Origin of the sequence: Parerythrobacter jejuensis (genome assembly GCF_039536765.1) — a bacterium.
Taxonomy (GTDB): domain Bacteria; phylum Pseudomonadota; class Alphaproteobacteria; order Sphingomonadales; family Sphingomonadaceae; genus Parerythrobacter; species Parerythrobacter jejuensis.
This window is the reverse complement of record NZ_BAAAZF010000001.1, coordinates 936,505-958,222: the sequence shown is the minus strand read 5'-3', so window position 1 is coordinate 958,222 and position 21,718 is coordinate 936,505. Positions and strand designations below refer to the sequence as shown.

The window sequence follows — 21,718 nt, the reverse complement described above, 5'->3', positions numbered from 1 at the left end:
AGCAAGCCGCAAGGGCGACCGCCCGCCCGCAGCGACCGTAGGGAGCGAGGATATCGCGCGCCGGAGGGCGTGCGAAAAACAAGACAAGAAAAGAGAAAGGCGGCCCCGCCTCAGCAGGAACCGCCTTTCGCATGGTCAGCGGCCGGAAGAGCCGCTCACGTCGCCTTACTCGGCAAGGAAATTGTTACCGAATATGCTCCGTAGGGATCTTCACCGACCTCGCTACTGAACCATGAGACATCGGATCACCTCCTTTCAAGCTTTTGAAGCAAGACCCACACCGTTTCACCGGGGGCCGAGTACCGCGTGGACCGCCGAACTCAATTCGCAATCTGAGTCGTTTCAGACGGGAATACAAGCGGTATTTTGGAGTTTTGAGGATATTTGTTCGAGGGCCAAACCAACGCCCCCTTAACGGCAATCCTCGATCACCCGGGTGACTTCGGCCCATGCCGGCAAATAGAGTGTCGTGAAGCCTTCGGTCTCGATAGCAAACCGCCCGCGGCTGAGCGCAATCGCGTCGAGCAGCGGATCACTTGCGGGGATATCCACAATCACGGTTGGCGTGCCGGATGGATTGGGGACGGCCTGCCACAGGCGCTGGGTCGTCTCGGTGCGAATGCGCATGGCAACGCGGTCATTGGCTCTGGCAGTGCGGACCAGACGAACCGATCCTGCCCTGCGCGAGCATTCGATCCCGAACATCGCCGGCTCTCCATCGCCTCCAAATGTCGCGAAGCCCCCATTGGGCCGGTCACCATAGCGCCAGTTTCCCGGCGTCTGCGGTGCATCAAGGAAATTTGCGTAGACGGGCTGCTGCACCACCGGCGGCGGTGGGGCAGGGGTCGGCGCAGGAACAGCCACAGGCGGCGGTGGTGCGGCAGTTTCCGGAGGCGGCGCCACGCAACAGGCGAGCGCCATGCTGGGGGCAAGAACGGTCAGGCGGAGAAGCATTTGTGCATGGGAACGTGACATAATCCCTCAATGCAAGCTAACCGGCGGAGCGTCCACGATAAATGTAGGTCCATGGCAAAGAAGCAGCGCATCGATCAAATGCTTGTCCAGCGCGGACTGGCCGAAAGCCGCACCCGCGCGCAGGCGCTGGTCATGGCCGGCATTGTGTTTTCCGGCGAGACAAAGCTGGCCAAGCCGGGGCAGCAACTGGCCGAGGATGCGCCATTGGAAGTGCGCGGGCGCGATCACCCCTGGGTCAGCCGGGGCGGGCTCAAGCTCGCACATGCTCTGGAACATTTTGGGCTGGACCCCGCCGGTGTGACCGCGATGGATGTCGGCAGCTCGACCGGCGGTTTCACCGATGTCTTGCTGCAAGGCGGGGCCGAGCATGTCATTGCCGTCGACAGTGGCACCAACCAGCTGGCGTGGAAGCTGCGGCAAGACCCACGCGTAACGGTGCTGGAACAGACCAGTGCCCGCATCCTGACCCCGGTCATGCTGCCGCGCCCCTATAGCTGGGTGGTATGCGATGCCTCGTTCATTGCGCTCGCAAAAGTGCTCGAAGTGCCGCTCAGACTGGCGCAACCGAACTGCCGTCTGGTCGCCCTCATCAAACCGCAATTTGAAGTCGGGCGCGAGGAAGTGGGCAAGGGCGGAGTGGTACGTGATCCGGCGCTGCACAAGCGTGTGTGCGCTGAAGTGAAGGTCTGGTTGCAAGACAGCGGCTGGCAGGTCCAGGGCATCGTAGAGAGCCCGATCACAGGGCCGGAAGGCAATGTGGAATTTCTCATTTCGGCACACCGTGGGGGCGATCCGGCATAGACTGGCCCGGCGCGCTTGCGTGACCGGCAAAGGCTATGCAAACAGCGCCAACCTATCCCACGAGAGAATCGGGACCAGAGGACACATGACCGGACTTGCATCCAAGGCACAATTGCGCGCCAGCTTCTTTCGCTGGGCTTTGTTTGTTGTGCCGGCCGTGATGCTGCTGGCCTTTCTGGCCGCACAGCTCAGCATGGATGGGCCCAATTCGGCATGGTATAACGGGCTCGACAAGCCGGCGTTCAATCCGCCGTCCTATCTGTTCGGGATCGTGTGGCCCATCCTGTATTTCCTGATGGGTATCGCGCTGGCGCTGGTCTGTGCTGCCTGGGGCGCACGCGGACGAACGATGGCGATTGTCGTGTTCGTTGTGCAGTTTCTCGTCAATCTGACCTGGAGCCCGATCTACTTCAATTTCCAGCAAATCGATGTCGCGCTGGGCGTTATCCTTGTGCTCGATGTGCTGGTGATCGCGACGATCATTTTGTTCTGGAAAGTGCGACGGCTGGCGGCATTGCTGTTGCTACCTTATCTCGCCTGGATCCTGTTCGCGACCGCGCTCAATTATGAATTCCTGCGCCTCAATCCCGGGGCATCGGGTGAAGGGTCCGAGCCTGCGGTCCAACGGATTGAACTCTAGACAAATCCCGCAATCCGGCCCATTTGCGCCGGATGCAAAGCCGAAATCCAATGATCGCCGACATCGTTAAGCTCGTGAACGGAGCGGCTGGTACCTTTGCGGGCATGAGCCGCGAAGCCCGCGAAAGCGCGCGCGAACGTGTGCGTGAAGCCATGGGCGGCGTTGACTTTGTTAGCCGCGAAGAATTCGATGCGGTCAAAGCGATGGCCGCCAAGGCGCGCGAAGAGAACGAAAAGCTTGCGGCGCAAATCGCGGCTTTGGAAGCCAAGCTGAAAGCCTGATTGGTTCTGGCGCGCCATGCAATTGCGCGCGCCCGCCATTTTGATCGCTGTCCGTCCACATGGGGAGACAGCGGTGATTGCGCGGTTGCTGACCGAGGAATACGGATTGGTCGCGGGTTATGTCGCCGGGGGCAGGGGGCGCAATTTGCGCCCGGTGGTAATTCCGGGAAACCTTGTCGCAGTCGATCTACGGGCAAAATCAGATAGCCAGCTGCCCTTTGCCAAGCTTGAGTTGCTGGAAAGCCGGGGGCCTTGGCTGAGCGAGCCGTTGCCCGCAGCAGCGATCCAATGGGTCACTGCCCTGACCGCGACGGCGTTGCCCGAACGCAACCCCTATCCCAGCCTTTACAATGCCCTGAAGGCTCTGCTTGAGGCGATTTGCCAAGCGCCCTCTGCCCGTGGTTGGGCACCGGCTCTTTTGACGTACGAGACGTTGTTGCTGCGTGAATTGGGCTATGGCGGGGCGAAGCCCGAAGCCGAGGGCCTAGCTGACATATTGGCGGCTATGGAAAAACTGGCTGATCCGCTCCAGCGCTATTTGCTAGCCGACCGGTTCGGAGACACGATGGCCGCGCGCGAGCAGCTGATCGAACGGCTGCGCAAGATGGTTTAATCGCGATCAGGTCTGAGGGGTAGGAAGCAAACATATGAAAATCGCAGTTTTTCCCGGAGACGGTATCGGGCCGGAGGTCATCGCCGAAACCGTCCGGGTGCTGGAGGCAATGCGCCTACCTGGGCTTGTGTTACTGGGGGGAGATGTGGGTGCCATCGCGTATCAGCGCCACGGGCATCCCTTGCCGCCGGAGACACTGACAACTGCGCGCGAGGCCGATGCAATCCTGTTCGGCGCGGTCGGCGATCCATCCTGCGACGGATTGGAACGGCATTTGCGGCCCGAACAGGCAGTGCTGGGCCTGCGTGCAGAACTCGGCCTGTTTGCCAATTTGCGACCCGCGACCACGTTTGAGGGGATGGAGGACGCCTCTGCCTTGCGACCGGAAATTGCCCGCGCAATCGACTTACTGATCGTGCGTGAGCTCAATGGTGATGTCTATTTTGGCGACAAGGGCCAGCGGACCACCGAGGATGGTCGGCGCGAGGGTTGGGACATGATGTCTTACGCGGAAGACGAGGTCCGCCGGATTGCCCGGATCGGGTTCGAGGCCGCGCGTGGCCGGAACAAACGGCTGACCAGTGTGGACAAAGCCAACGTGCTGGAAACCAGTCAACTGTGGCGCGATGTCGTGACCGAAGTTGCGGGCGAGTATCCCGATGTGACGCTCGATCATCTCTATGTCGACAACGCCGCGATGCAGCTGGTCCGCGCGCCCGGGCAATTCGACACGATCGTGACTGGAAACCTGTTCGGAGACATTCTGTCCGATCAGGCGAGCATGTGCGTCGGGTCGATCGGCCTGTTGCCGAGCGCAAGTCTGGGTGAGCGCAAGACCGCCGGTGGTACGTTCGGCCTGTACGAACCGATCCATGGCAGCGCGCCCGATATTGCCGGGCAAGGCAAGGCCAACCCGCTGGCCGCCATCCTTTCGGCAGCGATGATGTTGCGCCACAGCTTCGGCGCAGAGGATCCTGCGCAGAAGATCGAGGCGGCGGTGGCGCGCGCCCTGGCCGATGGCATTCGCGGGGCCGATCTGGGCGGGACTGCGTCGACCGCGGAAATCAGTGACGCGGTGATCGCGCGGCTCTAAGGCTTCAACCATGCCCGATCTCGCCATTATCCTGCCGACGCTGGACGAGCGCGAGAATATCGGCCCGCTGGTGGATCGGCTGCATGGGGCCCTGGGCGGCATTACATGGGAAGCCATTTTCGTCGATGATAACAGCCCGGATGGAACGGCGGATGCGGCGCGCGCGCTTGCATCATCAGACCCGCGCATCAGGGTGATCCAGCGTATCGGTCGGCGTGGATTGGCCAGTGCTGTGATCGAAGGTGCCTGTGCCACTGCGGCCCCCTATATTGCGGTCATGGACGCCGATCACCAGCATGATCCCGCGCTCCTACCGGGGATGCTGGAGCTGGTCCGCACTGGCGGGGCTGACGTTGCAGTTGCCTCTCGTTTCGTCGACGGGGGCGATCCCGGCGGCCTCGCGGATGCGCGGCGGCGCGAGGGATCGGCGATGGCCAACAGACTGGCTCGACGATTGACGGGCGTCGAGCTAAGCGATCCGATGAGCGGCTATTTCCTGCTCGAAACCCGTCACATGCGCGACGTGGCGCCGCGCCTTTCGGGTATCGGGTTCAAGGTGCTGCTTGATTTCCTGACGGCGTCGGACAGGTCACTAACCGTGCGCGAAGTCCCGTTGCAGTTCGCCCCACGCAGGGCGGGAGCGAGCAAGCTGGACCGGGCCGTCGCATTCGAGTTTCTTGTCGGGCTGTATGATCGCCATCTTGGGCGCCTGATCCCGACGCGGTTCGCCTTGTTCGGCACAGTTGGCGCGGTGGGTGTCGCAGTCCATATGGCGATCCTGGCACTTGTCTTCCTCGTCATGGGCAGCGGCTTTGCGCTGGGGCAGGCCGTGGCCACCTTCGGGGCGATGAGCTTCAATTTCTGGCTCAACAACTGGCTGACTTATCGAGACCAAAGACTGGTCGGGCCGCGTGCCATGCTGACCGGATGGCTCGGCTTTTGCCTGACCTGTTCGGTTGGCGCAGTGGCGAATGTAGCGGTGGCCAGCCTTTTACAGGCCAACGGCATATTCTGGGCGTTGGCGGCCGTGGCGGGCATCCTGATCGGCGCGGTGTGGAACTACGCCTTGTCGAGCCGCTTTGTCTGGGGCCGATTCTAGCGAAAGCTCTAGCGCCAGCTATCCAGCCACATCCAGGTGGCAAAACTCTCCGGACCGTCCAGCGGCGCGGCGCTCAAAATCGGGTAGAACCAAGCGAACACTGCGGTGCTGGCGATCAGTGTGACCCAGGCGAGCTTGGTCCAGCCCGCATTGCGAAGCGCCGCAAGCGCGAGAGCCAAGGCTGCCAGCAGAAAGCAACTGGGCAGGAAATAGTGATAATAGAACTGGGTCGGTTTGCTCGCCACGATCCAGAAGCCCAGACTGACCGCGAACAGGATGACGATGGCAAGGGCGTCCTTGCGCTGACGGGTGGCTGCGATCCATCCGCACCACAGCATGGCCGGCAATCCCAGCAGCATGGTGAGCGGATTGCCGATCAGCAGGACGCCGCGTTGCGCTCCGTCCACCGGCTCATAGAGATACCAGATCGCCCGCCAGTTGATCAGCCACTCGTCCCACCTGCTCTGGTAGTTATGCGTCGCTTTCACGCTCTGCTGCAGTTCGAGCATCATCGCCTGGATGCCGAACAGGCCACGATCACCGAAAGGGTGCTCGCCCATCCAGAACAGCGGCGCGAAGCTGAGGGCATAGATCGCCAGCGGGACCAGCCCGAGCCACAAGCCTGCCTCGAGAAGCGAGATACCGGGCACTGGCGCACCGCGACGACTGACCAGCAATCGGCGGCGCCCCGCGGAAAGGCGGACGAAGAAGAAGGCGAGGCCCGGCACGATCGCGAGGGGAAGGGCGTTCCATTTGGTCGCCATGGCAGCGCCGATCGCAAGCCCGGTTAACGCAAGTCGCCAGCGGCCCTCTTCCGGGGCGCGGATGGCCCGGGCGAATTGCCACAGAGCGATGCTGACAAAGGCCACCATGATCCCGTCGAGCATGGCGATGCGGGCGTGAACGAACAGGAAGAAGCCGGTCGCCAGCAGGATCAGATAGGCCAGCGTTGCAAAGCGGCTGGCACTGGCGAACCACAAGGCACGTCCCAATGCGAATAGCGATATCGCACCCGAAAGCGCCGGGACGATGCGCCATCCAAGCGGCGAGTCGCCAAACAATGCCAGCGCTCCTGCGATCAGGAATTTGCCCAGGGGCGGGTGCTCTGCATTCATCCATTGCGATCCGTCGAGCATGGCGCGAGCGGCGGGGAGATAATGGATTTCGTCGAAAAAGGGCGCAGTCGGGATCGTGATCCGCCACAAACACAAGGCAAGAAAAGCAGCGCTCAGCGCCAGCATGGCCACAAGGGGATCGGGTGATCTGACATGCGGCGTTTGCATCGTGAATCCAGCGATACGGGCGTCTTTGCGAACGGGCAAGGCGCTGTTTTTGCGGGAATGACCTGTCAATCCGTTGCGAATAGGTCACGTTATCACCCGTGCAATCGAATGCTTACCAAGTGATACCAATTGATAATTGACCCTGTCGACGTCGGCCCTTACTCCCTCCGCCGCACGCCACAAAAGGGACTGCGACAGTGCTGGGCGCTGTTGCGCATGACAGGTGTGTGGTCGCAAACATGCATGTTTTGAGGAATACACAATGAAACTTCGTAACGTTCTTTCGGGTGCCGCAGCGCTTTCGCTGCTCGCAGCTCCGGTCGTTTCGTCGGCTGCACCGGCCCTGGCACGCGCAAGCGCTCCGGTCGAAGGTGAAGAGCTCGGCGGCGACAATGTGATTATCGGTATTCTGGTCGTTGCTGCAGCTGTTGCAGGCGTGATCATCGCCGCCGGCAGTGACAACGATTCGGTCAGCGCATAAGCGCCTGATCTAACAGGTCACCAAGAGGAAGGCGGAGTCCCGAAAGGGGCTCCGCCTTTCGTTTGGGCGCTGAAAATTTTGTGGAATCGCAGTTAAGTCTGCGCTTGTCGCTCGAGCCAGAATAGCCGCGCCACCATTGCCAACAGGCCGATACTGGCGGTCAGGCCGACAAAGACGATCCACGGCAACAGCGGCATCCCCATTGCCCGTGCGCGCGGTGCGATGAAGAACAGTGCGATGCCAACAGCAAACAGCAGATCATACCAGACCTGGATGCCCCAGAAATTGACGGTGTGATTGGTCACGACCTGCCACACCCCCTCATGCGCGATGGTGATGGCGGTCAGGGCAACGAAGCCGGCCAACAGGGCGATGGCGAGAGCGGGACTACCAGTCTTGCGGTCTGTCACGACGATGGAGCCGAGGACGAGGCCGGCGGCACCTACGCCGATCAGGAACAGGATCATGAAAGCGGACATGGCGGGATTCTCCCGAATCGATTGTAGCAACTGCTACAGTTGTAGCTCGTTGTAGCAGTCGCTACAAGACCGGTATGTCCAAAACCCGCCTTTCCCGAGAATCCCTGCTTCCTCTCATTGCCGCCCATGTGCTGGAACACGGCCTGGCCGATCTCAGTTTGCGACCGCTCGCCAAGGCTGCCGGAACCAGTGACCGGATGTTGATCTATCACTTCGGTAACAAAGACCAATTGGTGGCAGCGGTGCTGACCCACCTGTCAGAGATGTTCGCGGGCGCCCTCGATACTGCATTTCCACAGGGGCGGGCGATCTCGCGCCGCGCATGTGCAGAGCAGGTTATCGCAGTCACCGCTGACCCTGCCTTCGCGCCCTTTTTCCGCTTGTGGTGGGATATCGTCAGTGGCTGCGCGCGCGGGGACGATGCCTATCTGCGCAGTGCAGGTGCGATCATGGATCGGTTGCTGGACTGGGTGGAGGCGCATTTGCCTGCCAATGATCCTGATCCTGGGGCCGGGGCCCGAGCCGTTCTGACCGTAATCGAGGGCGCGCAAATGCTCGCTGCGGTTGGCCGCGCCGAGATCGGATCAGGGGGAATTGCCGGATTGCCGGGTTTGTGACGATTTCCCAAAGTGTTGCCCGCTATTGATGTGTGAGCACATCACCTTGATCGATGCACAAGACGTCGCATTCATACAATGCCGGCCAATAAGACACTGCTACTGCGCGAATCGGGAAAGGGGCGAAAACAGCCTCTCCTGGTCCGTGTCAAAGGCTGCATGTGCACCGTAGCCTGCAAAAACGTCTCAACTCGGGAGACCAAAAATGAAACTGAAGAAGATGGCCCTCGGCCTTGCTGCCATGACTATGGCAGTTGCGCCCATGGGTGCCACTGCGATCGCAAACGAGCGGGCAATTGCGCCCGTGACTGCTGAAAGTGAACTGGAAGGCGAGAATGGTATTCTCATCGCCCTGCTCGCCGCTGCAGCTGTTATTGCCGGCATCATCATCATCGCAGACGATGATGAAGCAACCAGCCCGTAAGCGCTAACCCGCTTGGGTAAAGATTGGGGCGAGGCCGGAAGGCTTCGCCCTTTTTCTTTGGCCGATACCGATCAGTAGCGCTGCTTGGACAGGATGAAGTGCGTTACGCTTGCCGCAATGTAGTTCCGTGCCTAAGCCGCGCGGCATGAAGAAGACCACGGGCACAGATCGCAGCACCACGCGCACATGGCGCCCGGCCACCCAGGCCGTGCGTGGCGGCACTTGGCGCAGCGAGCATGGTGAAACCAGCGAAGCGCTGTTTCTGACCAGCGGCTATACCTATGATGACGCTGCGACTGTCGCTGCGCGGTTTGCCGGCGAAGCCGATGGCATGACCTATTCGCGGCTGCAAAACCCCACGGTCGCGATGCTGGAAGAGCGGATTGCCCTGATGGAAGGGGCCGAAGCATGCCGGGCGCAGGCCAGTGGCATGGCGGCGATGACAGCGGCCCTATTGAGCCAGCTTTCCGCCGGCGACCATGTTGTGGCCGCCCGCGCGGCCTTTGGTTCGTGCCGTTGGCTGGTCGACCATTTGTGCCCACGCTTCGGCATCGAAACCTCGGTGATCGACAGCGCCGACAACGCACAATGGGACGCGGCCATCAGGCCCGACACCAAGGTTTTCTTCTTCGAAAGCCCGGCCAACCCGACGCTGGATGTGGTCGATATGGAGTATGTCTGCCAGTTGGCTAAAGCGCACGGGATCACGACAGTTGTCGACAATGCCTTTGCAACACCGGTCCTTCAGCGCCCTCTGGATTTCGGTGCCGATGTGGTCGCCTATAGTGCGACCAAGCTGATGGACGGGCAGGGCCGGGTGCTCGCCGGTGCCGTCTGCGGCAGCGAGGAATGGATCAACGAGACGCTCCTCCCGTTCCAGCGTAATACAGGGCCAAATTGTGCGCCATTCAACGCGTGGGTAGTGCTCAAGGGGCTCGAAACGCTTGAACTGCGCGCCTTGCGGCAAAGTGAAAGCGCCGTCACGCTCGGCACATTCATCGAACCGCGCGTCAACCGTATGCTTCACCCGGGCTTGCCGAGCCATCCCCGTCATGATCTGGCTCGCAAGCAAATGCGGGCGACGGGCCCGATCTTCGCTTTCGATGTCGGTGATCGCGCGACAGCTTTTGCCACTCTGGATGCGCTTGAGTTGATCGATATTTCGAACAACATCGGCGATGCGCGCAGCCTGATGTGCCATCCGGCCAGCACCACCCATGCCAATATGGGCGAGGACGCCCGCGCCGAAATGGGCGTGACCGAGGGTCTGCTGCGCATCAATGTCGGCCTCGAAGATATCGAGGACGTGATCGAAGACATGGACCAGGCGCTCAAAGCCGCCGGACTGTAGGAGAGGCAAGCATGACCAAGACCGTCGAGTTCATTTTCGATTTTGTCAGCCCGAATGGCTATCTCGTGTGGCAGCCACTGCGCGACATGGTGGCGCGGACTGGTGCGCAGCTGGAGATCACGCCAGCGTTTCTGGGAGGGATGCACAAGTTGACCGGCAATGCCCCGCCGATGATCCGCGACAAGGATGTGAAGGGCAAAGTCGAGTATGCGATGCTCGAAATGCAGCGCTGGATCGCGAAGCACGGCTTCGACAAATTCCAGATGCATCCCCAATTCCCGTTCAATTCGGTCAACCTCTTGCGCATGTTGTTGGCGGTGGAAGGGGAAGAACGGATCCGCCTGGCCGATGCGCTATTGCCTGCCCTGTGGGAAGAAGGCGTCGCGGTGGATGATCCTGCCGCGTTGGGCGCGGCCTTGTCTGCGGCTGGATTCGACGGGCAGGAGCTGTTCGCCAAGACCCAGGACCCGGCAATCAAGCAGCAATTGATGGACAACACCCAGAACGCGGTCGATCGCGGCACATTCGGAATCCCGACATTTTTCATCGGCAACGAGATGTTCTTCGGCAAAGAACGCCTCGGCCAGATGGAAGAGATGTTGACGGAAGGCTGATCGCGGGGTGCCCGGCGGCGTGAAGGGTGCGGAGCCGGGACCATTCAAGGACCAGGAGATCGGACCACCGGGTCCGCACCGTTTTCACGACCTGCCAATGACGCGCCGGATACGCGCGGCAATTCTGGCAAGATGCGGCAAATATGCCGCCACAAGGAGCCTTGGGATTTCGGGGGTACCGGGCGGCTCCTTCGATGCTCTTTTCGGCCCGGACATCTTAACGTGCCTTAAGAATCTGCGGTTTACCCGAAACTAACCATAATATCCTCGGGTGCTGGCTGGGCTTTTTGCTGCTTCAGGAATTTCGAAACCAATCCGCGTCTCGCTCGCTTGTTTTGCAAAAGGAGCGATTATGGGCGATATGTTAAGTGCCGCACGCACACGGATGCACCGGGCGGCTGAAAATCTCGATCTGACCGACGAATTGGTGGAGCGGCTGGATTATCCGACCGAAACGCTGGCCGCATCGATTCCATTGCGGCGTGACGATGGCAGCCTGACACAGCTGAAAGCTTGGCGGTGCCGCTATGACGCGACTCTCGGCCCGACGAAAGGCGGGATACGCTTCCATGAAACCGTCAATCAGGACGAGGTTCAGACCCTGGCCTTTCTCATGACGATGAAGTGTGCACTGATGGGCCTGCCCTTCGGGGGCGGCAAAGGCGGGGTACAGGTCGATTCACGCGAATTGTCGACGATGGAGACAGAGCGTGTCGCGCGCGGCTGGGTCCGGGCCTTTGCGCGGATTGTCTCGCCCAATCGTGATGTGCCGGCGCCTGATGTCGCCACCGGTGAGCGGGAGATGGCATGGATGGTCGACGAATATGGTCATTTGAGCGGCTCGATCGAGCCCAACTCTTTTACTGGCAAGCCCGTTGCGCTGGGCGGCATTCCCGGTCGCACCCCGGCCACCGGGCGTGGGGGCATGATCGCGCTGGAGGCCGTGCGCGACAGCCTCGGATTCGACGGCGACGGCGGGCTCTCCATTGCGTTGCAGGGTTTCGGCAATGCCGGCACCTGGTTCGCGAAGGCAGCGGTTGAGAACGGGCACACAATCGTCGCTGTCTCAGACAGTTCGGGCCTTGTCCGTCATAAAGACGGGCTCGACATAGATGCTTTGATCGAAGCCAAGGAGAAAGAAGGCTCGGTCACGTCCTTCTCGGGCGACGGGGTCGAAACCTCCGATGATGGCGCGGCAATAATCGAACAGGATTGCGACGTGCTGGTGCTGGCGGCCCTGGGCGGTGTGATCGGTGACGCGGACGATGTCGAAAAGCTTGCCTGCAAGGCGATCGTCGAAATCGCCAATCGCCCGATCCTGCCCGAGGCTGACGAGCCTCTGCGTGATGCAGGGATCGACGTGGTTCCCGATATTCTCGCCAATGGCGGAGGGGTGACGATCAGTCACGCCGAATGGGTGCAGGGCCGCACCGGCTTGGGCTGGAAAGATGACGAGGTGGCGGACTATCTGGAAGACAAGATGCAGGATGCGGCTCAGGCTGTACGCGATCTGATGGACCAATCCGGCCTTGATATGAGAACTGCGGCCTATGGCGTTGCGTTGAAGAGGATCTGCGCCGCAGTATCGGCAGCGGGAACGGTGGAGGAATTCGGCAAGGGCTGAGCCATCTCGCCTGGAATAGGCGGGCTTACTCGGGTTCCGTCGCGTCGGACACTTTCACAACCCGTGGCTTGCTGCTTGCCGGGGCGCTTTCGTCGTCATCATCATCGTCACCACCCGCGCCAGTGCCGCTTGGGTCAAACGGCTGGATCACCGTTCCCGAACCGAACTGGCCCTGCTCGGCCCAGCCGGTGTTGGCCGCCTGCTGCGCTGCGCGCGCGTTGCGCCCGGGCTTGGCCTTCTTCTTGGCTTTCGCGCGGTCATCGCTTGCCCGGTCAGTCTCTTTCTCCTTGGGCAACAGGCCCAGATCGCCTTCCTCGGTGAAGCCGTCCATATTGCCTATCGTTGCAGAGGCACTGCGCAGGCGATCATCATCCAATTGGGCGATGTCTGAAATCTGGCTGTCCTCACCCACCATCTGGGAGACAAGGAACAGCACAGCGAGCGCGAAGAGCAAGGCGACGGAAGGTTTCATGGTCGCGCCCTAGATCTTTTCGAATTTGTTGCAGGTTGCCGACGGATCTGGCGAAGAGGGGTCGCGCTGCGCCACCCCTGACAGATCACGGTTGCCACGGACATGGAACGCGGCCTCGCTGCGGATCGCAGGGGTGGGCAGGAAAGGCTGCGTCCACTGGTTGTCGAACAGCGGCTGGTAGTCATATTCGATTTCAACAAACATGATCGCATCGCTGGTCGTTGCAGCTTTCAGTTCCGAGCCGGATGCGCCCATTCCAGCAAAGGCTGTACCCGTGTTGCCGGTGCCTTCGGTGCCATAGGATGACGCGACATTTTTCAGCCCCATGCAGCGCTGCCAGCCGATTTTCTGGCCGTCATCGCTGTTCCGCTCGAGGCTGGAGAGGATTACGCGCCCGTTCTCGTACAGGTCGATCGGCACGCCGGCCTGGATCCTGACCCCGATCAGAATGTCGTTGATGTCGCTTTCGTACACGGTCATCGTGGCCAGGGCACTGCGATCACCGATGCGCGAGGCGTTGTCCCCGATATGCATCGCGGCTTGGCTGATGCGCATATTGACCACAGCCATGTTGGCAAGTTCGATGCCGACCACGCCCATGAACAGGACAACAGGGGCTATGAAGGCAAACTCGACCATCGCGACACCGCGATTGTCAAACCAGCGCGCGTCCCACTTGCGGATCATCGCGCCCAGTTTGCCGAGGTGTTGCATGATCATGTGCACGCTCCGATCACAGGATCGCGGCTGCCCTGCTCATTGAACGGCTGGTTGCGCAGGACAGTCGAGCTGTCGATCGTGATCTGGGCCGGAATACCGGCAAATTCGTGGAAAGGGAAAACCCGGTCAAATGTTGCGGTGGCCCCATAGAGCACCGCGTCGCGCGCGCCGCCCAGCCCGTCGGCCCCGCGATCAGCATCCCAATTGCCGTTCCCGTTCAGATCTTCGAACGGTTCGCCATTGTTGCAGATGCCATCTTCGGCGCCCACGGTATCGGTGAAATCCTCCGCCAGCCCGACATCCGAGAAGGTGGCGTAGTTTTTGCGCGTGAACGTCAAGGTCGCCCCGGGAATCACTTGCTGCACGCGGTCCGTCACCATCGTGTCCAGCGCGTTCGCATTGGTTCCACCCGATTCCAGCGTGGAGGCACGCGCCGCTGCCTGGACAGCCCCTTGCAGGACTGACCCGGCATAAATCTGGAACCCGACATCGAACATGCCCATCAGCATGATCGCGAAGATCGGCATGCAATAGCCGAATTCGATCACGGTCACGCCCGTCTGGTCGCGCGCAATATCGCGCAGGAGGGAGGTGAGCTTGCTCATTGTGTCAGGCGCAGCTCCGCGATGGAGGTCGCGATTTCCTTGAACTTGGCGATCAGCTGGGCGTTGTTGTCCGCCTTGAATGCACGCGCGGACCCGCCAGTGGCGCATTCGCGTGTGTAGTCGGTGTGATCGAGTTCGAATGCAACCGACCAGATCGTGATGTTCTTGTTCTTGATGATCTGGCAGATCGCCTCCAGACGCTTACTGTGGAACACGCCAATATCGGTCGTGCTCCAGGTGCCGTCTGCGGCGAAGCCGTTGATCCGGCCTTCGACATCATAATCACCGTAAGCGTGGTAGCTGTCGGGGCCAGGCTCCATTTGACCGTCAGTCATGAAAACGATGTGGCGCGAGATCGGATCGCCGTTGGGCGCAACAGCATTGTCGGCGGCAAACAAGCCATCCGGTGACAGCAGTCTCCCGGCCCAGAGCATGCCGATATCGTGCATCGTGTAGCCGCTGGCGACCATGGCGTTCACAGCCGTCGTAAACGCTGCGTTGCGCACCGTCCCCGTCATCGGCCATTCCTGCAACTTGTAGGAACGGACTGGACAATCATACTCGTAGTTGTTTTCGAAATCCGCGTCGGTTGTCCGCACCTCGGCGGGGGCTTCGCGGTCGAAAGTGACATCCGGCCAATGCGGGGCCCATTGCGTGTCAGGATCGGTCGGATCAGGCACGATGTCGATATCCAGATCCAGCGCGCCGGTCGGAATCGGATCGTAGGTCGCCGACGCCACTGTTTTCACTTCTTCGATGCAGCCGTTCCAGACCCGACTGTTTACGTCGGCACCTTCGATACCGGTCGGCGTTGCCACAACATTGCCGAGCAGGAACTGCGACGTGTTGTAGGTCACCGGCTTGTAATGATACTCTAGGAAGAAATCTTCGTAGGTCGGCGGAACCGCAGGGATATCGGGCGTGCCTGGAATTTCTTCCACCGCGGGAATGATATTGTATATGCGAACCCGGGCTTCACATGCGGCACGTTTGTTCTTGTTGCCCCCAGAGAAGTAACCCTGGATATATGCCATATCGCTGATGATCCATTTCTGGTCATCTACCATGTAGGTTCCTGCCATATCCTGGCAATCGTCCCAGCCCTGACTGTTGGCGTTCGCATTATTTTTATAGCGATATTTGTTGCTGTTGCTCGAGCCGAGTTGATTGTCGTTACGCGGTACAATGGTGCGCTCGTCGCTGACGAGCTCTTCGCGTTCCGGACTGCCCGGGACACCGGGATCACCGGGAATAAATGGGCTGCCGGGATCGGTCATGCGCGTTTCGAAAACGGCCTCGCGCGATTGGTAGACCGCGCTGCTGCGCATCCAGTCGGTGTTCCCGCCATTGGTCGTATCCAGCAGCAGCTCGCCGACATTCACCGTATTCGAATAGGGCACCATGCCGATCCGCACCCGTGTGCCGGCCGGCTTGGCCGCCATCAGGTCGTCGTAAAAAGAAAATACTGCTGTCTTCAGGGTCGCAATACGATCATCCCGCATCGATCCCGAATTGTCGAGCACCAGCATCACGTCGATATTGGGCAGGTTCAGCTCTGCGCTGCAAGTCGCGCTGATGCTGACGGTGGGAATGTTGAACACTTTCATCAGCGTCGTCGGAACGGCTGCGCTTGCCGTCCCATCCATCCGCGTCGCGGTACCCGCGCTTAGCGTGTAGTTGACGTTGGTCGTGCCATACATCCCCGACGGGAAGTTGGTATCGAAGAAATCATCCGCCGTATCGACAATGTCGGACGGGATATTGCCGTTGGTAACGCTGGATCCGGACAGCTTCTTGCGCGCGGCCAAGGTTGCCGAGTCGCAGGCCTGCTGGAGGCGCGACTGGGCCAGGTACATGCGGCTGGCATCGACGCCGCCGCCAACCACACCGATCATCGGCACGACCGAAGCGGCGCCGATTGCCATCATGTTCGCCTTGCGATCTCGCAAGAGGCTCTGAATGAAGCCCTGTTTGCCCATAGTTCTGTCCATTTCCTTTACCCCGCTTGCGCATTGCGGGAATTGGACAGGGGAATAGCGCCCCGCGGGTTAAGGTTTCGCAAAGCAGGAGTTAAACCGGCGTTAGTCATGAAACCCGCGCTTTTCCGGGCGGTGGAAAAATAGCCAAAGGTCCCTCTTGCGACCTCGCGCGGAGAGCTTACCCTCTCGAATCGCCATGAAAGAGCTTTTTCAGCATGCCGCCACGACCGAGGACCTGACTGTTCGGGTCGCGGTCAATTTCCTGCCCGAGCAAAGCCAGCCGGATGCGGGCAAGTGGTTCTGGGTCTACCATATCCGGATCGAGAATCATTCGAACGAGCGGGTCCAATTGATCAGCCGCCACTGGCGCATCACCGATGCGCGCGAGATGGTGAACCATGTTGATGGTGACGGGGTGGTAGGTGAACAGCCCGTGCTCCAACCCGGTCAGGCGCATGATTATGTCTCGGGCTGCCCGCTGACCACGCCATATGGGTCGATGGAGGGGTTCTATACCTTCCACCGCGAAGATGGCAGCGCGCTGGAAGTGCGCATTCCGTTCTTTCCGTTGGCTGCGCCGGCTACCGCCGAACGTTAGGCTTACCCCGCGCCGTTTCTGCGTCACCATCGGGCAGTTGCGCCTTGGCGGTTGCAGGGCGCGCAACTGCGCCCTAAATCCCCCGCACCATGAAGCGGACCCATCTCCCCCTCAACGCCTTGCGCGTTTATGACGCTGCAGCGCGGCACCTTTCCTTTACCCGTGCGGCAGACGAGCTGGCAGTGACGCCCGCTGCCGTGGGGCAGCAGATCCGGGCGCTGGAGGATCATCTGGGCACCGTGCTGTTCCGCCGCACCAGCAAGGGACTGGAATTGACCGAAGAGGGTTGTGCCGGTCTTGCGCCCCTGCGCGAAGGCTTCCTCAAATTCGAGGAAAGCGTGCAGAATATGCAGGCCGGGCAGGCGAGCGACAGATACACGATTGCTGCGCCGCGCGAATTCTATGCCCAGTGGCTCGCGCCCCGGCTGGCGGCATTTCGCGAGGCCAATCCGGGCATCAGCTTCATGCTGGTCGAAAACGAGAATGCGGATTTCACCGAGGCAAATCTGGACGTGGCGATCCGCCTGGTGGATGGGCCCGGCGAGTTGGAAGGGGTGGAACTGGCGCCTGCACGCCGTGTCGTTGTGGCCAGGCCCGAACTGGCCGACAAGGCAGATACGCTGGACTGGATCGACTGGCCCGGGGCTCCCTTACCAGAGGGCGCGCAGCCGACTGTGCAGGTCAGCAATGCCGGGCAAGCGCTGAGCAGCGCTGTTGCCGGGTTGGGCAAGGCGATCCTGCCATACCTGCTGGTCGAGGAATCGATCGAAGCCGGGAAAGTCGTGGCGCTTGAAGGCCCCGACGAAGGCCGCCGCGCCTACTGGCTGATCGCGCCGCTACCGCAATGGCGCCAGAAGAAGATGAAGGGGCTGGTGGCCTTTTTGACCGAGGCGGGTTAGTCTTGCGAGGTTTGCGCAAGGTGTCGCAAGGGACCGGCGAGCAACTTCCAAATACCGACCGGCCTCCGCCAACCAGAGAATGGCACTACAGAAACCTGCTGGGTATAGTTGTATGATGCTTCGCATCCACCAGAATTAACAAAGCCGTTCCCAGGTGTCCGGCGTAACATTCATCGTGATTGCAATAGGTGGAAAGCTGATATAAATACAACTCAAATAAATCGCGGAATGGGGAGAGGGTATTGGATTTTCGGCAAAGGCGAGAGCAAGAAACCTTTCTCGCTGCGACGAGATTTTCCGCGATTGCACTTTCCCTCGCATTATTCACGGTATTGCTCACTCTTGCGGAAGCAATACTCTACGAAGCTGACGAAGGCTCAGTTGTTGGACGCTGCTCAATACTGATAGTTTCTGGTGTTCGCTTGGGTGGTCCTTATCTTGGCGTGATAATGACAATTGTGGCCTTCGGGTTTGCACTGGTGGCGAAAAAACCTGAACAGGTCTGGCTTTGGCGATTCTTCGTCTATGGATCGGCTGTTGGCCTACTGGCTTCCCTTATTCTCCTCATATGGATATCGATTGGTGTTGCCAACGATAATGAGCTGATATCGGGAATGGCAGCACTTCCAAAAATTTGCGTTCCTGTAGAGGGAAATGCCGGTCCCGAAATTCGGTCCGATCTGTCTTGGTTCCTACCTGCATTGATGGTTTGGTTTGGTGGGATAATCGCACGACAGCTTGGTGTGAAGTTGCCAGCTGTTACCATCGAAAATGGGGGGTGAGCAGCTGGTCATGCTTTTGAATAGAGCAAACTGGATATTTGCTTTGCTAGCCTTGTTTTTGGCTGCACAATCGGCATCGCTCTCAGCAAGTGAATTTAAAATTGTCTTTGACGACAAGTACGGAACGCGACCCAAGGAAAATCGCGTTGACCGTCCTACGGTGGTTCGGACCTATCGCCGAAATGGAAGGATGATCGATAAAAAAGTACCGAAGAAGGCTAATGGTGAATTTCGTATTTTGACTATTGAATCTTCCAATATAAAGAAGATGGGATTTGAAGCGGATAGGATAAACATAGAAATTATAGTTGGTGCTGAATTTCGCAAAATGGTCCAACTTAACTATGGTGTTGCCAAGATCGGAGGATGTACCCAGTCTCACCGTGAAGCGTTGTCGGCTATTTCTATTGCAAAGACAAACACTTCTAATGATTTACTAATTACGGCGATGATGGAGGCGGATCGTATGCTCATCATGCTGAAGACAAATAGATGTAAAACGACAAAAGGAGGGGTCACGACAAAGCGTTTGAATGGCATCAAGAATGAGATTCAAAAGGAGCTTTGTAGCAGGAGGGTCTTGGTGTGCTCTGCTCCGCGAGGGATCGTCGGTGGGGCAGTATGAATGAGGAAGAGGGGAAATCAATGTTGGGACTTAACTTGAAGCATCAATCTGCCGTCGCCGGAGTAGTTACTTTGGCTGCAACTCTGGCTGGGCCAGTGGCGGCGCAAAATGCGGCAGGGCCACGCCTTGAAGAACCCGACATTCTTATCCGCACCTTCGAGCGCACTCTGGAAGAGGGCCAAGAACGCGCTGAATTTCGTCTGCCGATCACTGCGGATACTGCCATCGAAATTCTTGTCCCTGAAGCCTTGGACCCGCGACTTGATCCTGTGGTTGAGGTTGTGTCAGCAAACGGGAGCCTGATGGTTCGCGACGATGATGGCGGACCCGGAATGTCCGCTTTTGCCCGGGTCTATAGCGAGCGGGCCCAGGACCTCGTAGTACGAATTAGCCAAAGCTCGGGGGGAACCGCCTCAAGCGCCATGCCGTTTGAAATTCAAGTGCGTCCATCGGACTATCGCCCTCCAAAGGTTGAAGATTTTCAGCGCTTGTTACTCGGCGCTCCCGACAGAACTATCCCGTCCGGCGAGGGGAGCGAGTTCGTGTTTAGTGGTGCAGCCGGCGATATATGGGTTTTCGACCTGGTGAGCGAAGAGGGCACAGCTGATCCCATCCTTCAGGTCTTTGATTTCCAGGGAACCGGATCGACGCCAGTTGCAGGCGACGATGATGGTGGTGATGGGCTTAACTCACGCCTCGCCTTCCGTCTGCCGTCAAGCGGAAATTTTCGGATTAAAGCTGGCAGCCTGAATCAAGGTGAAGGGGCGATGACGCTCAAAGTCTCGAAGCCTGTGGAGAAAGTAGTACAAGACACCCAGATGATTGGGGTCAATGATACGCAATCCGCAGAGATTGCAGCTTACTCCTCGGTCGGTGGCGAGGAGCCGTTTGTGGAGTACAGGCTGTCCGATGCGGCCTGGGCCGCCCTCTCTTCCGGCCAGGGTGTCATCGACTTAAAGCGGCAGGACGGTGGCGAAGGAGACCCGTTGCTTGAAGTGGGATTAAGGTCATCACTGGGATTCGCGGTCATTGATAGCAATGACGATATCGGAGCGGGCAATGTTGATGCGCGCTTGTTGGTGAATTTTGGAGCTCTGACCGAAGAGGAGCGCAAGAGTTTCCGGATTCGCGCGAAGGGCTCGTTTGGTTCTTCCGGTACGTTTGACCTGACGGTGACGGCGGCGGAGTAGGGCATATTTAGGTTTGGATTGACTGCTTGACCCCACCCCACCCCGCCGCTATTAGCGCGCTCAACCGAGGGCCTCCGCTGAGTCTCTTCGGGCAATAGAGCTGAACATTGGCGTGTCAGTCCCGGGGCCTGGTGCTTTTGCATCGAGGCTCTTTTCTATTGGAGTGGTCCATTGCCGGATCGCTGAGGGGCTAGCGTCAAAGTAACCTGGTGTCCTTGCGGGCGAGGGTGGAGTGTATCAGTCAGGCGTCATCCCGGCAGAAGTTGGGATCTCGTGCCGCAAGTTCGGCGCGGGTTGAGAAAGGTCCCGGCTTTCGCTGGGATGACGGGCGCCCGGCCAAACATCTCCTCCCAAATCTCGCATGTGGTCACCACTCATAACGGTGAAGAGAAAGACTCATATGCCGACGATTAACCAGCTGGTCCGCAAGGGCCGCGTTCCGCAGAAGGCCAAGAGCAAGGTCCCTGCGATGGAAGCGAACCCGCAGAAGCGCGGTGTTTGCACGCGCGTTTACACCACGACGCCGAAGAAGCCGAACTCGGCTCTGCGTAAAGTTGCCAAGGTCCGCCTGACCAACCAGCGCGAAGTCATCTCCTACATCCCCGGTGAAGGCCACAACCTGCAAGAGCATAGCGTTGTCCTGATCCGCGGTGGCCGTGTGCGCGACCTTCCCGGTGTGCGTTACCATGTGCTGCGCGGCGTGCTCGACACGCAGGGTGTGAAGGACCGCAAGCAGTCGCGCTCGAAGTACGGCGCCAAGCGGCCCAAGTAATGGATTAGGCGCGGATCTGGCACGTTCCCCCACCCTTCCACCGACGAGGATAGTCTCCGGGTGGAAGGGTGGGGGAGCGGGCCGGAGCCGCTAGGACGCTCACTGATGTGAGCGGCCACTCCGAAGGAGTTTAAGAATATGTCACGTCGTCGTCGTCCCGAGAAACGGGTCATCCTGCCCGATCCCAAGTTTGGTGATCAGGTCCTGTCGAAGTTCATGAACAACCTGATGCTGGACGGGAAGAAGTCCACCGCAGAAGGTATCGTGTACAGTGCGCTCGATACGGTGGAGGCCAAGGCCAAGACCGATCCGGTCCAGCTGTTCCACGAAGCGCTGCAGAACATTGCGCCGCAAGTCGAAGTGCGCAGCCGCCGTGTTGGTGGTGCCACCTACCAAGTGCCGGTCGAGGTTCGCCCAGAGCGTGCCCAGGCGCTGGCCATCCGCTGGATGATCGGTGCTGCACGCGGTCGCCCGGAAACCACCATGTCCGCCCGCCTGTCGGGTGAACTGATGGATGCGGCGAACAATCGCGGCAACGCGGTCAAGAAGCGGGAAGATACCCACCGCATGGCCGACGCCAACCGCGCGTTCAGCCACTACCGCTGGTAATTTGGCGCTGGCAATATCGTGATCGGGCAGGGCGCCCTGGCTTACCGTCGGGGCGTCTTTAACCGGTCACAATCGTAACCATATGGGGCAGG

General features: G+C 59.7%; 26 protein-coding genes. 19 read left to right on the top strand and 7 right to left on the bottom strand.

Features of this window, described 5'->3' with window-relative positions; all coding sequences use genetic code 11:
* Positions 1-411 precede the first annotated feature (411 nt).
* Positions 412-954 (bottom strand): hypothetical protein, encoded by a 543-nt coding sequence (locus tag ABD653_RS04660; protein ID WP_344705286.1) that lies wholly within the window; start codon positions 952-954, stop codon positions 412-414.
* 72 nt (positions 955-1,026) lie between these two features.
* Here ABD653_RS04660 and ABD653_RS04655 point away from each other — a divergent pair, with 72 nt between their 5' ends.
* From ABD653_RS04655 to ABD653_RS04630, 6 genes are all read left to right on the top strand, one after another.
* The gene (locus ABD653_RS04655; RefSeq protein WP_160780089.1) at positions 1,027-1,776 is read left to right on the top strand and encodes a TlyA family RNA methyltransferase; all 750 of its coding nucleotides are present in this window, start codon (positions 1,027-1,029) and stop codon (positions 1,774-1,776) included.
* A gap of 85 nt (positions 1,777-1,861) precedes the next feature.
* A complete protein-coding gene (locus ABD653_RS04650) occupies positions 1,862-2,416 on the top strand; it encodes a TspO/MBR family protein (RefSeq protein ID WP_160780088.1) in 555 nt (184 codons plus the stop codon).
* A gap of 32 nt (positions 2,417-2,448) precedes the next feature.
* The gene (locus ABD653_RS04645; RefSeq protein ID WP_160780087.1) at positions 2,449-2,697 is read left to right on the top strand and encodes an accessory factor UbiK family protein; all 249 of its coding nucleotides are present in this window, start codon (positions 2,449-2,451) and stop codon (positions 2,695-2,697) included.
* A gap of 16 nt (positions 2,698-2,713) precedes the next feature.
* Positions 2,714-3,310, top strand: coding sequence for a DNA repair protein RecO (recO, locus tag ABD653_RS04640; RefSeq protein ID WP_160780086.1), 597 nt, complete (start codon positions 2,714-2,716; stop codon positions 3,308-3,310).
* 34 nt (positions 3,311-3,344) lie between these two features.
* On the top strand, positions 3,345-4,403 hold the full coding sequence (leuB, locus tag ABD653_RS04635) for a 3-isopropylmalate dehydrogenase (protein ID WP_160780085.1): 1,059 nt from the start codon (positions 3,345-3,347) through the stop codon (positions 4,401-4,403).
* A gap of 10 nt (positions 4,404-4,413) precedes the next feature.
* Positions 4,414-5,502, top strand: a complete 1,089-nt coding sequence (locus ABD653_RS04630) for a glycosyltransferase family 2 protein (RefSeq protein WP_160780084.1) — start codon at positions 4,414-4,416, stop codon at positions 5,500-5,502.
* An 8-nt stretch (positions 5,503-5,510) separates the two neighbouring features.
* Here the strand turns inward: ABD653_RS04630 and ABD653_RS04625 are convergent, their stop codons facing one another.
* Entirely contained in the window at positions 5,511-6,854 is a 1,344-nt protein-coding gene (locus tag ABD653_RS04625; RefSeq protein ID WP_344705285.1) for a glycosyltransferase family 39 protein, read from the bottom strand.
* A gap of 193 nt (positions 6,855-7,047) precedes the next feature.
* Here ABD653_RS04625 and ABD653_RS04620 point away from each other — a divergent pair, with 193 nt between their 5' ends.
* On the top strand, positions 7,048-7,266 hold the full coding sequence (locus tag ABD653_RS04620; protein WP_160780082.1) for a hypothetical protein: 219 nt from the start codon (positions 7,048-7,050) through the stop codon (positions 7,264-7,266).
* Between the two features lie 92 nt (positions 7,267-7,358).
* Here ABD653_RS04620 and ABD653_RS04615 read toward each other — a convergent pair whose 3' ends face one another.
* Entirely contained in the window at positions 7,359-7,745 is a 387-nt protein-coding gene (locus ABD653_RS04615; RefSeq protein ID WP_160780081.1) for a hypothetical protein, read from the bottom strand.
* Positions 7,746-7,819: 74 nt separating this feature from the next.
* Here ABD653_RS04615 and ABD653_RS04610 point away from each other — a divergent pair, with 74 nt between their 5' ends.
* The 5 genes from ABD653_RS04610 (at position 7,820) to ABD653_RS04590 (ending at position 12,375) form a co-directional block, all read left to right on the top strand.
* Positions 7,820-8,362 carry a TetR/AcrR family transcriptional regulator gene (locus ABD653_RS04610; RefSeq protein WP_160780080.1) on the top strand — a complete coding sequence of 181 codons (543 nt, stop codon included), beginning with the start codon at positions 7,820-7,822 and terminating at the stop codon, positions 8,360-8,362.
* 205 nt (positions 8,363-8,567) lie between these two features.
* A complete protein-coding gene (locus tag ABD653_RS04605) occupies positions 8,568-8,786 on the top strand; it encodes a hypothetical protein (protein WP_160780079.1) in 219 nt (72 codons plus the stop codon).
* Positions 8,787-8,931: 145 nt separating this feature from the next.
* On the top strand, positions 8,932-10,137 hold the full coding sequence (gene metZ, locus ABD653_RS04600; RefSeq protein ID WP_160780078.1) for an O-succinylhomoserine sulfhydrylase: 1,206 nt from the start codon (positions 8,932-8,934) through the stop codon (positions 10,135-10,137).
* An 11-nt stretch (positions 10,138-10,148) separates the two neighbouring features.
* Positions 10,149-10,751 carry a 2-hydroxychromene-2-carboxylate isomerase gene (locus ABD653_RS04595; RefSeq protein ID WP_160780077.1) on the top strand — a complete coding sequence of 201 codons (603 nt, stop codon included), beginning with the start codon at positions 10,149-10,151 and terminating at the stop codon, positions 10,749-10,751.
* Between the two features lie 352 nt (positions 10,752-11,103).
* The gene (locus tag ABD653_RS04590) at positions 11,104-12,375 is read left to right on the top strand and encodes a Glu/Leu/Phe/Val family dehydrogenase (protein WP_160780076.1); all 1,272 of its coding nucleotides are present in this window, start codon (positions 11,104-11,106) and stop codon (positions 12,373-12,375) included.
* 25 nt (positions 12,376-12,400) lie between these two features.
* Here the strand turns inward: ABD653_RS04590 and ABD653_RS04585 are convergent, their stop codons facing one another.
* The 4 genes from ABD653_RS04585 to ABD653_RS04570 are packed head-to-tail and all read right to left on the bottom strand — an operon-like array spanning position 12,401 to position 16,163.
* The gene (locus ABD653_RS04585) at positions 12,401-12,847 is read right to left on the bottom strand and encodes a hypothetical protein (protein ID WP_160780075.1); all 447 of its coding nucleotides are present in this window, start codon (positions 12,845-12,847) and stop codon (positions 12,401-12,403) included.
* A gap of 9 nt (positions 12,848-12,856) precedes the next feature.
* The gene (locus ABD653_RS04580) at positions 12,857-13,567 is read right to left on the bottom strand and encodes a TadE/TadG family type IV pilus assembly protein (protein WP_160780074.1); all 711 of its coding nucleotides are present in this window, start codon (positions 13,565-13,567) and stop codon (positions 12,857-12,859) included.
* The gene (locus ABD653_RS04575; protein ID WP_160780073.1) at positions 13,564-14,172 is read right to left on the bottom strand and encodes a TadE/TadG family type IV pilus assembly protein; all 609 of its coding nucleotides are present in this window, start codon (positions 14,170-14,172) and stop codon (positions 13,564-13,566) included. Before ABD653_RS04575 ends, ABD653_RS04580 begins: the two co-directional genes overlap by 4 nt.
* The gene (locus ABD653_RS04570; protein ID WP_160780072.1) at positions 14,169-16,163 is read right to left on the bottom strand and encodes a TadE/TadG family protein; all 1,995 of its coding nucleotides are present in this window, start codon (positions 16,161-16,163) and stop codon (positions 14,169-14,171) included. The genes ABD653_RS04575 and ABD653_RS04570 overlap by 4 nt, the downstream gene beginning before the upstream one ends.
* Positions 16,164-16,347: 184 nt before the next feature.
* On the opposite strand from ABD653_RS04570, the gene apaG reads away from it, so the two are divergent.
* From apaG to rpsG, 7 genes are all read left to right on the top strand, one after another.
* Positions 16,348-16,749 carry a Co2+/Mg2+ efflux protein ApaG gene (gene apaG / locus ABD653_RS04565; RefSeq protein ID WP_160780071.1) on the top strand — a complete coding sequence of 134 codons (402 nt, stop codon included), beginning with the start codon at positions 16,348-16,350 and terminating at the stop codon, positions 16,747-16,749.
* An 89-nt stretch (positions 16,750-16,838) separates the two neighbouring features.
* A complete protein-coding gene (locus ABD653_RS04560) occupies positions 16,839-17,648 on the top strand; it encodes a LysR substrate-binding domain-containing protein (protein WP_160780070.1) in 810 nt (269 codons plus the stop codon).
* A gap of 242 nt (positions 17,649-17,890) precedes the next feature.
* The gene (locus ABD653_RS04555; RefSeq protein WP_160780069.1) at positions 17,891-18,430 is read left to right on the top strand and encodes a hypothetical protein; all 540 of its coding nucleotides are present in this window, start codon (positions 17,891-17,893) and stop codon (positions 18,428-18,430) included.
* The gene (locus ABD653_RS04550) at positions 18,420-19,055 is read left to right on the top strand and encodes a hypothetical protein (protein WP_344705284.1); all 636 of its coding nucleotides are present in this window, start codon (positions 18,420-18,422) and stop codon (positions 19,053-19,055) included. The genes ABD653_RS04555 and ABD653_RS04550 overlap by 11 nt, the downstream gene beginning before the upstream one ends.
* Entirely contained in the window at positions 19,052-20,245 is a 1,194-nt protein-coding gene (locus ABD653_RS04545; RefSeq protein WP_160780067.1) for a hypothetical protein, read from the top strand. The genes ABD653_RS04550 and ABD653_RS04545 overlap by 4 nt, the downstream gene beginning before the upstream one ends.
* A gap of 400 nt (positions 20,246-20,645) precedes the next feature.
* Positions 20,646-21,017: a 30S ribosomal protein S12 gene (gene rpsL / locus ABD653_RS04540; protein ID WP_115366484.1), complete on the top strand. Its 372-nt coding sequence runs from the start codon at positions 20,646-20,648 to the stop codon at positions 21,015-21,017.
* A gap of 138 nt (positions 21,018-21,155) precedes the next feature.
* Positions 21,156-21,626, top strand: coding sequence for a 30S ribosomal protein S7 (gene rpsG, locus ABD653_RS04535; protein WP_160780066.1), 471 nt, complete (start codon positions 21,156-21,158; stop codon positions 21,624-21,626).
* Positions 21,627-21,718 lie beyond the last annotated feature (92 nt).